Origin of the sequence: Cytobacillus massiliigabonensis, from assembly GCF_900199725.1 — a bacterium.
GTDB classification, from domain to species: Bacteria; Bacillota; Bacilli; order Bacillales; family Cytobacillaceae; genus Cytobacillus; species Cytobacillus massiliigabonensis.
In genome coordinates this window covers 71,972-81,962 of the sequence record NZ_LT904903.1, presented here as the reverse complement: position 1 = coordinate 81,962, position 9,991 = coordinate 71,972, and the positions used below count along the sequence as shown (strand labels likewise).

General features: G+C 39.7%; 7 protein-coding genes and 3 tRNA genes. All 10 read right to left on the bottom strand.

What is annotated here, in order from left to right:
- Positions 1-1,052: 1,052 nt before the first annotated feature.
- The 10 genes from glmS to C1726_RS06440 all read right to left on the bottom strand — a co-directional run bounded on the left by glmS (position 1,053) and on the right by C1726_RS06440 (position 9,966).
- Positions 1,053-2,855, bottom strand: coding sequence for a glutamine--fructose-6-phosphate transaminase (isomerizing) (glmS, locus tag C1726_RS06485; RefSeq protein ID WP_102272442.1), 1,803 nt, complete (start codon positions 2,853-2,855; stop codon positions 1,053-1,055).
- A gap of 479 nt (positions 2,856-3,334) precedes the next feature.
- Entirely contained in the window at positions 3,335-4,687 is a 1,353-nt protein-coding gene (gene glmM, locus C1726_RS06480; RefSeq protein ID WP_102272441.1) for a phosphoglucosamine mutase, read from the bottom strand.
- Positions 4,688-4,720: 33 nt separating this feature from the next.
- A complete protein-coding gene (locus tag C1726_RS06475) occupies positions 4,721-5,995 on the bottom strand; it encodes a CdaR family protein (protein WP_102272440.1) in 1,275 nt (424 codons plus the stop codon).
- Positions 5,988-6,818, bottom strand: a complete 831-nt coding sequence (gene cdaA, locus C1726_RS06470) for a diadenylate cyclase CdaA (RefSeq protein ID WP_102272439.1) — start codon at positions 6,816-6,818, stop codon at positions 5,988-5,990. Before cdaA ends, C1726_RS06475 begins: the two co-directional genes overlap by 8 nt.
- 215 nt (positions 6,819-7,033) lie before the next feature.
- Positions 7,034-7,669 carry an anti-sigma factor family protein gene (locus tag C1726_RS06465; RefSeq protein ID WP_102272438.1) on the bottom strand — a complete coding sequence of 212 codons (636 nt, stop codon included), beginning with the start codon at positions 7,667-7,669 and terminating at the stop codon, positions 7,034-7,036.
- Positions 7,670-7,687: 18 nt separating this feature from the next.
- Positions 7,688-8,251 carry an RNA polymerase sigma factor SigW gene (sigW, locus tag C1726_RS06460; protein WP_102272437.1) on the bottom strand — a complete coding sequence of 188 codons (564 nt, stop codon included), beginning with the start codon at positions 8,249-8,251 and terminating at the stop codon, positions 7,688-7,690.
- Positions 8,252-8,471: 220 nt separating this feature from the next.
- Positions 8,472-9,368 carry an arginase gene (rocF, locus tag C1726_RS06455; RefSeq protein ID WP_102272436.1) on the bottom strand — a complete coding sequence of 299 codons (897 nt, stop codon included), beginning with the start codon at positions 9,366-9,368 and terminating at the stop codon, positions 8,472-8,474.
- 257 nt (positions 9,369-9,625) lie between these two features.
- A tRNA-Lys gene (locus tag C1726_RS06450) sits at positions 9,626-9,698 on the bottom strand.
- 8 nt (positions 9,699-9,706) lie between these two features.
- A tRNA-Gln gene (locus C1726_RS06445) sits at positions 9,707-9,781 on the bottom strand.
- 101 nt (positions 9,782-9,882) lie between these two features.
- Positions 9,883-9,966 (bottom strand) — tRNA-Tyr (locus C1726_RS06440).
- Positions 9,967-9,991: the final 25 nt, after the last annotated feature.

Here is a 9,991-nt window from a genome sequence, read left to right as displayed (position 1 = left end):
GCCTAAAACTAACAAAGGCACCTTACGGTGCCTCCTGTTCTATATCCAATTCATGCCTTCTGAAGAAAGTATCTATGCAATTGTTTATATTTGCTGGAATTGACGATATTAGTGGAATAATGTATTGGGCTATAGGTTAAGAGAAGATAAGCCATTTATTTTGGGAGAGTATATCTGAGAATGGAGGAGTCGTTCCGTATATGGGGATGGGGTATACCTGATTTACACAATGGATAGGTGCTGGCATAAGTATTTCAGATATGATATTCGGACATTGCCAATAAAGGGGTATCGAAGATACGTTTCCAATTCGATAATCTAATCTCTTATACATAGTACCTTGCGGTTTCTCCTTTACCACCGTCAATCCCATACTTACCTCGTTACCCAATCCTAATTATTTATTTTAATTTTTATTTATTTTTTATGGACGAGTGCTAAAGTCTGAAGCCGATCACACGTTTCGGGACTTGGGCTAAAGCACACTACTATATCTTACGGTTTCGCCTTACCACCGCCATCCCCATACTTACCTCGTGACCGATACCTATTTATTTATTTTTTTTATGGGCGAGTGCTAAAGTCTGGAGCGAATCACACGTTTCGGGACGTCGATTCCCTCGAAAGATGAGGCACACTACTATACCTTACGGTTTCCCCTGTACCACCATCATTCCCTGACTTACCACCTGACCAATGCCTAATTATTTATATATATATTTATTTATTTTTTTATGGGCGAGGAACTTGCTTGGGCTTATTACAAGTTGCTGGACGTGGGCTTTCTATTATTTGCTTGGAAACCTTGCTTCTAATTCAGAGATTCAGGAGTGTCCCTTGTGCTGTACTTATGCAGAAATCACCCACCCCGTTAGGGGAAAGGAAAACCCCATTACCACCACAGTTTTATATAAAAAAGCCCCGTGAATATATCCATACTATGGATACACCCACGAGACTTTGTGCAAACTTTTTTCTTCTCAAGCAGACTTTTTTCTCATTCTGCAAACTTTATTTTGTTTTAACAATTTTTCAAAATGCGATCTTTCTGCCTACTCCACCGTCACACTCTTAGCCAGGTTTCTCGGCTTATCAACATCACAGTCGCGGTGCAGGGCAGCATAGTAAGAAATAAGCTGTAGTGGTAAAACAGAGACAAGAGGTGTTAATAGTTCGTGCACTTCTGGGATAATGAAGGTATCGCCTTCAGACTCCAGTCCTTTCATGGAGATGATGCACGGGTAAGCGCCGCGGGCAACAACTTCTTTCACGTTTCCGCGAATACCTAAGTTAACATTTTCTTGTGTTGCGATAGCGATCACAGGTGTGCCTTCTTCGATTAAAGCAATGGTACCATGCTTTAGTTCTCCTCCAGCAAACCCTTCTGCTTGAATATAAGAGATTTCCTTCAGTTTAAGTGCACCTTCAAGGCCTACATAGAAATCAATGCCACGGCCGATGAAGAAAGCATTGCGGGTAACTGTTAGAAACTCACGAGCAATCGATTCAAATTCTTCCTTTTCATCACAAAGCACTTCCATCGCATTGGCGATAATGCCTAGCTCTCGGACAAGATTGAAATTCGGTTCCATGCCGCGGCTTTTCGCAGTCACTTCCGCTAAGATGACTAATACAGCTAGCTGTGCTGTGTATGCTTTTGTAGAAGCAACAGCAATTTCAGGACCAGCATGGAGCAGCAAAGTATAATCCGCTTCACGTGACAGCGTAGAGCCTTGTACGTTTGTGATTGTAATGGCTTTATAGCCCATTTCCTTCACTTGAACAAGAACGGCACGGCTATCAGCTGTTTCCCCGCTTTGTGTGATAAAGATAAACAGCGGCTTTTCAGAAAGCATTGGCATGTTGTAGCCAAATTCACTTGAGATGTGTACCTCTACAGGAATTTTTGCTAATTTTTCAATGAACTGCTTTCCAACCAGACCTGCATGGTAGGAAGTACCTGCTGCAATGATGTAAATGCGGTCTGCATCGTTCATCGCAGCAATAATATCCTGATCAATTGTTAGCTCTCCGTTGCCATTTTGATACTTTTGGATAATTTTGCGCATCACTAAAGGCTGCTCATCAATTTCTTTAAGCATATAGTGAGGGTATGTGCCTTTTTCAATGTCGCTTGCATCAAGTTCTGCAGTATATGGATTACGGGTAACAACATCCCCATTAAGATTCTTAATTGTAACTGCATTTCTAGTCACAATCACCATTTCTTTGTCCATCAGCTCTACATATTGATCTGTCACTTGCAGCATCGCCATCGCATCAGAAGCAACTACATTAAAGGAATCACCTAAACCGACTAAAAGCGGGCTCTTGTTTTTTGCAACAAAGATGGTTTCTTCATTTTGATCATCTAAAAGTGCTAGTGCATATGATCCCTTTAGAAGCTTGAGCGTTTTGCGGAATGCTTCTTCCGTACTTAGCCCTTCACCAGCAAAAACTTCAATTAACTGTACAATGATCTCTGTATCTGTTTCGCTCGTAAAGTTCACATCCTGCAGATATTCACGCTTTAAGATTTCATAGTTCTCAATAACTCCATTATGAACAAGCGTAAAACGGCCAGATGCACTTTGATGAGGATGGGAATTGATCGTGCTTGGCACTCCATGAGTAGCCCAGCGAGTGTGACCAATTCCAGTCTGCGCAAGCACATCGAAGTCGACTGTATTACGTAAATCAGCAATACGGCCTTTTTCTTTAAACACATGAACGCCCTTTTCATTGATAACAGCAATTCCCGCTGAGTCATAGCCTCTATATTCAAGTTTTTCTAAACCTCTTAATAAAATTTCCTTCGTATCATTTAAGCCAATATATCCTACGATTCCGCACATACTTCTTTTCCTCCTGATGAGAGGGGGCAAGAAGCCAATTAGGGCAGTCTTGCCCCTTATCTCTGTAATAATTTTTTATTCGTATGATGTCAGACAACTCAACCTGAACATACGATATGCTTTTGCTTTGTAAATTAGCATTCCCAACTCTTTGTCCATTAAGTTACCTTAATGCTTTAAAGAAGAGATCACGGTTTGCTTTAACCGGGAGGCATCCGCCGATTGATCGATAAACCTCCTCCTCGTCAACTAATCCTATCCGTTCGGAATTAGTCCAGGCGCTTCTATTACCTTCTATTTAGTCTTCTGCCCACCTTTCCTTTTTTTAAACAATATTTTGTAAAAAAATTTACAAAGCACGATAATCATACAATATTGACAGGTACTAGTCAACTAAAAACAAAAGGGCGTGATGAACAGTCCTTTAAAATAAAATATGCATAAGGGAGTATTTTCGTTCCCTTATGCATATCCACATCTTATTCTTCGCCTAAACCCATTTCCTGCTTTACAACTGCAGCAATTCGTTCAACATAGTCATTGCACAGCTCTTCAGTTGCCGCTTCCGCCATCACCCTTACAAGCGGTTCCGTTCCTGAAGGCCGTACCAATATCCGGCCGTTTCCATTCATTTCATTCTCAACCTCATTAATGATCGCACGTACCTTCTCATTATCTGTTACATGATGCTTATCTGTCACTCGAATATTGACAAGCTTTTGCGGGAACTTTTGCATTTCTTTTGCAAGCTCAGATAGGGGCTTCTTTGTCATTTTCATGATATTTACGAGCTGCAAGCCTGTTAAAAGCCCGTCCCCTGTTGTTACGTAATCCAGGAAGATGATATGGCCAGACTGCTCACCGCCAAGGTTATAGCCATTCTTCTTCATTTCCTCTACCACATATCTGTCGCCAACAGCGGTTTGAATACTTTCGATTTCATTTGCTTCAAGTGCTTTATAGAAGCCAAGATTGCTCATAACAGTGGAAACAACTGTACTATGTTTTAATCTTCCTTGTTCCTTCAGATACTTCCCACAAATGTACATAATTTGGTCGCCATCGACAATGTCTCCATTTTCATCAATCGCAATTAGGCGATCTCCATCTCCATCAAAGGCCAGTCCAATATCCGCTTCTCTTTCCTTCACAAATAAAGCAAGCGTTTCAGGATGTGTGGAACCGACCCCCTCATTAATATTTAATCCGTTAGGTGAAGCTCCAATCATAGATAAATCCGCATCTAAATCCGCGAATAAATGGGATGCAAGTGAAGAAGTTGCTCCATGTGCACAATCTAAAGCAATATGTATGCCTGAAAAATCTTCATCCACCGTCTGCTTCAAATATTGAAGGTATTTCTGTCCGCCTTCGAAATAATCATTTACCTGTCCAAGGTCACCGCCAACTGGTCTAGGCAGCTGATCCACATCCATATCCATTAAGCTTTCAATCTCAAGTTCCTGCTCATCTGAAAGTTTAAATCCGTCTGGACCGAAGAATTTAATCCCATTGTCAGCCACAGGGTTGTGAGAGGCAGAAATCATTACACCTGCTTCTGCCCCAAGCGCCTTCGTTAAATAGGCAACACCTGGAGTCGAGAGGACACCTAAGCGCATAACCTCCGCTCCAATAGAAAGTAAGCCTGCCACTAAAGCCCCTTCAAGCATATGGCCTGAAATGCGTGTATCACGGCCAATTAAAACCTTTGGGTGATTTTTGTCCTTAGTTAAAACATATCCTCCACATCGGCCTAATTTAAAGGCCAATTCAGGGGTTAATTCACTATTTGCAACCCCTCGTACACCATCCGTACCAAAATATTTACCCATGCCTTTTATCGCTCCTTCATTCATTTTTCTAGCTTATACTTCTTTTTGAGTAATTGATATTTTTGCTGTTTCCGTCGCCAGCTTCCAATCAACATCTGCCGGACCTTTGACACTGATTTTTACCTCATGGTCCCCTTCACTTAAATTAGCTAAATCAAGAAAAACATTAAAGTCACTTGCTTGCAGCCCCGCAATCTTATCGCTTTTCCCAGTAACAGTTAAACTAGCCCCATTGGCTGGTGCCTGAAGGGAAGCTTCGAATTCGCTGGCTAGTCCCGTTAAATGAATAGGGAGGTTTGAGAACAATTTATGTTCATCTGTTTTTTCATCATTTTTACTTGTATCATTATTTTTTTCGCTCGTCTTTATTGTTGTTTTAACTGTCTTAGGATTGACTTCTTTAATATCATCCGAAATGATGACTGGCAGAGTAATTTCTGTATTTCCATTAATTTGGCTAAGGTCGACTTCTACTCTCACATTTTCTGTTTTATCCAGCACATCTTGACTGGCGTAAATCTTTGCTTCTTTTACATCAAGTGAAATCGATTCAACAGATATATTCTCTGGCGGACTTCCCTTTTCAACGATTTTAATTGGTACAACCTTACTCAGGCTTTTAACAGGGATAATTACATCCACGGTTTCCTGTTCAATTAGTACATCAAGCTTATTCATATTCTTATCTAAAACTAGAACTTGAGCCTCTCTTCGAACAGTTTCTCTTATCGGATCCTTTATATTTACAGCTGCTTTTACATAGGTGATTCTTTCCATCACATCTTTCGCACCAGTTATCTTCACTTTCTTCGGCTCAGCTTCTGGTGCTTCTGAGATATAGCCATCTTCAATCAATGACTGATCAAATTCAACATCAACCTTATATTCCTTTGTAACCTTTTCTTGTATGCTGACATTGACATATGCTGGATCAATGGTCACATCTAATTTGTCCGAAATGTCCTTAATTTTGATTGGTACTCTTTCTGTTCCTATTTCAGCATCAGATAAATCGACATACACTTCAAAATTCCGTTGGACTTTTGCTTGCAGAAGGACATTTTTTGGTCCTTTTACAGTTAGTTCAACTGCATCCGGTACACCAGTGACAATTAAGTTCTCAGTATCATAATACGTCTTAACAGGAATATCAGATAATACCTCTGTGTCTTGCTCGCCTGGGACATTGACATTCGATACATTTTTAATTGGATCATATACAGATTGGAAAAGCAGCAATGCTAAGATTAAGGCAACTATTTTCATAAACCAGCGGGTATCGACAAGCTTATCGATAAATTTATCCATTTTTCTTCACCCTCCAGTTCCAGCGCCCTGAAGAAGCTTGTTTTACATTATTTTTAGAGATTAATTCATTCGTTAGCAGTTCCTTGAATGCCTCTGATTTTAAATCCCTATGCAGCTCGCCATTTTTCGTCAGCGAAACACTGCCTGTCTCTTCTGAAACAATGACAGTTAAACTATCTGTTACTTCACTAATTCCAAGGGCTGCGCGATGCCGTGTTCCAAGCTCTTTTGAAATGAACGGGCTTTCTGACAATGGCAAATAGCATGCTGCTGCAGCTACCGTATTCTTTTGTAAAATAACAGCCCCATCATGCAATGGAGTGTTCGGGATAAAGATATTTATTAGCAATTCAGAGGAGATTTTTGATTCAAGCGGGATACCTGTTTCAATGTAATCACCCATTCCCGTTTCACGCTCCACGGAAATAAGCGCACCAATACGGCGCTTTGCCATATAATCAACGGCTTTAACAATTGCTTCAACCATTTTCTCCTGATCTTCACCCTCTTGATTGCCACTTCTTGAAAAAAGGCGTCCTCTTCCTAATTGTTCAAGCGCTCTTCTTAGCTCAGGCTGAAAAATGATTGCTATCGCTAAAAATCCCCAAATAAGTACTTGTTCCATCATCCAGCCTAATGTTTGCAGGTGGAAGGTATCGCTGATAATTTTCACGAGGAGTATAACGAATATTCCTTTTACTAATTGAACAGCTTTCGTCCCGCGAACAATGGTAATAAGCTTATAGATGACGAACCATACAAGGAGAATGTCAACCGTATTAGCCAAAAATTTCAGTATAGAGAAATCTGAAAACAACGACATTATCCTTCCTCCAAAAATATATTAATTAGAACAGTACAAGCCTCTTATCCTTATTGAAAGAAAAATTAAGACATGAGACAGACTGTTCAGCATACGTTTTAGTATTATTCATTTCGTAACTTCCATATTATATCATTGAAAGCAATCCCAATCCAATGACGAAGGTGTTTGAAATAAAAATAAGAACACTGCATACATGCAGTGTTCCTATATTTTTACTTTGCTGCCTCAGGTTCTTCTTGATCAAAGATATTAACGACCTCTGTAGCGGTTTTTTTGATGTGATACCACAGCCAATCAAAAATCGCATTCACTTCTTTAATTTCCCCTGTCACTTGACCTGCTGAAGCAAGATACTTTTCTCCATTGATGACGGTAACATCGCCTTCAACCTGTCCCTCAATCTGGATTTTTCCATTTTTCACAGTCACATCGCCTTTAACAACCTCTCCTTTAGGGACAATGACTGTATCATTTTGGACTATTAAATTTGGCTGCTTGGATACGGAAAATTCATGATCCTGCTCCCATGAAGAAAATAAACTTCCTGCCATAAGCACGATGAATAAAGAAGCTGCCGTAAATAAAGGATGATGCCTGACCCAACGCTGGAAACCAACTTTGCGCTTTTCTTTAGGCAATTTTGCCATCACCTTTGCAGTAAAATCAGATGGCACATTTATATGTGAAGTACTCTGAACAAGAGCAATAGTCTTTCTTAACTCATGAAAATGTGTTTGACACTCCTTACAGCTTTGGAGATGTGTTCTTAATTCTTGTTCATTTTCGGCTGAGATCTCTTCATCTAAATATTCATGCATATAAATGATCATTTCTGCTGGACACTTCAAAGTTCTCACCCTCTTTTATTATACATGCCGTAATTGGTTTCTTAATGCTTCTCTTCCTCTGTGTATTCTAGTCTTTACTGTACCTAAGGGCAAATCCAGAATCTGGCTTATCTCGTTTAAGGATAGCTCCTCAATATACTTTAATACAATAACGGTACGGTATTTCTCAGGAAGCTTAGAAATCTCTCTCTGGATGGTTTCCTGCAGCTCTAAGCTCTCTAGATCTTCTTCAGGCAAGCTTGTATCTGAGGCAATTTGTGAATACATGGTTAGACCGTCTGTACCTGCCACCTCAGCATCTAAATAATAATCAGGCTTTTTCTTTCTGATCCGGTCGATGCAAAGATTTGTCGCTATTCGATAAAGCCATGAAGAGAATTTTAGATTAATATTAAAACTATGGATATTGACGTATGCCCTTAAAAAGGCCTCTTGGGCAATATCCTCCGCTTCATGCCTATTTCCTAGCATTCTGTAACAGATTTGAAATACCTTTTCTCCATATATTTCAACCACTTCTGCATAAGCATCCTGATCGCCTTTTAATACCTGTTTTATCCTTTTCTTTACGATTGCTTCCATTTTCTTTACCTCCGCTCAAAGTGCGGCTATTCGACATTACGAATCGATAGCGGAAAAGGTTTCACTTTTTTAAAAAAAATACTCAATATATCTATATTAACAAATTTTTACTAACTTGGATGATTATTTTTCCTTAATGGCACAAAAGAATAAAAGTCATAAATGTTTTAATTGAATGCTAATAAAAAAACAAGAACTTGATGTCCTTGTTTTTTGAATCCTATAATAGTTTTTCCCCGAATAGCGATCCCATTAAGGCAACAGCAACAGTTGCTGTTTTATTCTTATCATCTAGAATCGGGTTTACTTCTACAAATTCAGCTGATGTAATAATTTCTGATTCAGCCAGCATCTCCATTGCTAAATGGCTTTCGCGGTAGCTTATGCCTCCTAGCACAGGAGTTCCTACACCTGGTGCATCATTAGGATCTAGTCCATCTAAATCTAAGGACAAATGTACACCATCTGTTTTTCCCTTTAAATAAGAAATTGCCTCTTCCATTACTTTCGTCATACCAATGCGATCAATCTCATGCATTGTATAGACTTTGATGCCATGTTCCTTAATTAATTCCCGTTCCCCTTCATCTAATGAACGTGCGCCAATGATCACGATATTTTCGGGTTTAATCTTTGGTGCATATCCACCAACATTCGTTAATAACGGATGTCCCATACCAAGGCTTACTGCAAGCGGCATCCCGTGGATATTCCCAGATGGCGATGTCTCAGCCGTATTTAGGTCTCCATGAGCATCATACCAGATGACACCAAGATTATTATAATGTTTGGCTACACCAGCTAATGTTCCAATCGCAATGCTATGATCGCCTCCAAGGACTAATGGAAATGAACCAGCTTCAATTGCCTGATCAACTTCCTTAGCAAGCATTTCTGTCTTTTCAGCAATTAAATGCAAATTCCGAAGATTTGATTCCGGATCCACCTCTACTTCAGGTCTACCTATAGCAATATCACCACGATCATGAACTTCATCAAATAATTTTTTTAACCTTTCATTTATCCCAGCGTAACGGATTGCACTTGGCCCCATATCCACTCCGCGTCTCATTTGTCCCAAATCCATAGGCATCCCAATAATGGCAAGCTTCTTCATGAAAAAATCTCCCTTCATCCCTGTATCTATCTCTATTTTAACCATATTCAAAGAAATGACTCAACTCGACAAAAGCATGTATATATATGCGGAAAATGTGTAAGATTTCAAAAATTAATACAGTTAGTCACTTATGTATGCAGCTTTTACATTTGGTTCATGAATTTAGTTATGAACCCTAAATCCTTTCATAATGAATAAGAGAAAAAAGACCCAAAAGGATTAATCCTTTTAAGGTCTTTTTTCATTCCTATAAATGAGCCATGAAGGACTCGAACCTTCGACCCTCTGATTAAAAGTCAGATGCTCTACCGACTGAGCTAATGGCTCAAAAATAATGGCTGGGCTAGCTGGATTCGAACCAACGCATGTCGCAGTCAAAGTGCGATGCCTTACCGCTTGGCTATAGCCCAATGATTCTAATATCATTTACAAAATGGATTATTATTATTCTAAAAAAAATAAAAAGGACTAGCAGCTTCTTGTCCATTTTTAATATTGCTATTAAAAATAATGGTGGAGGGGGACGGATTCGAACCGCCGAACCCGAAGGAGCGGATTTACAGTCCGCCGCGTTTAGCCACTTCGCTACCCCTCCGAAAGATATGAAACATGCCGGCCAG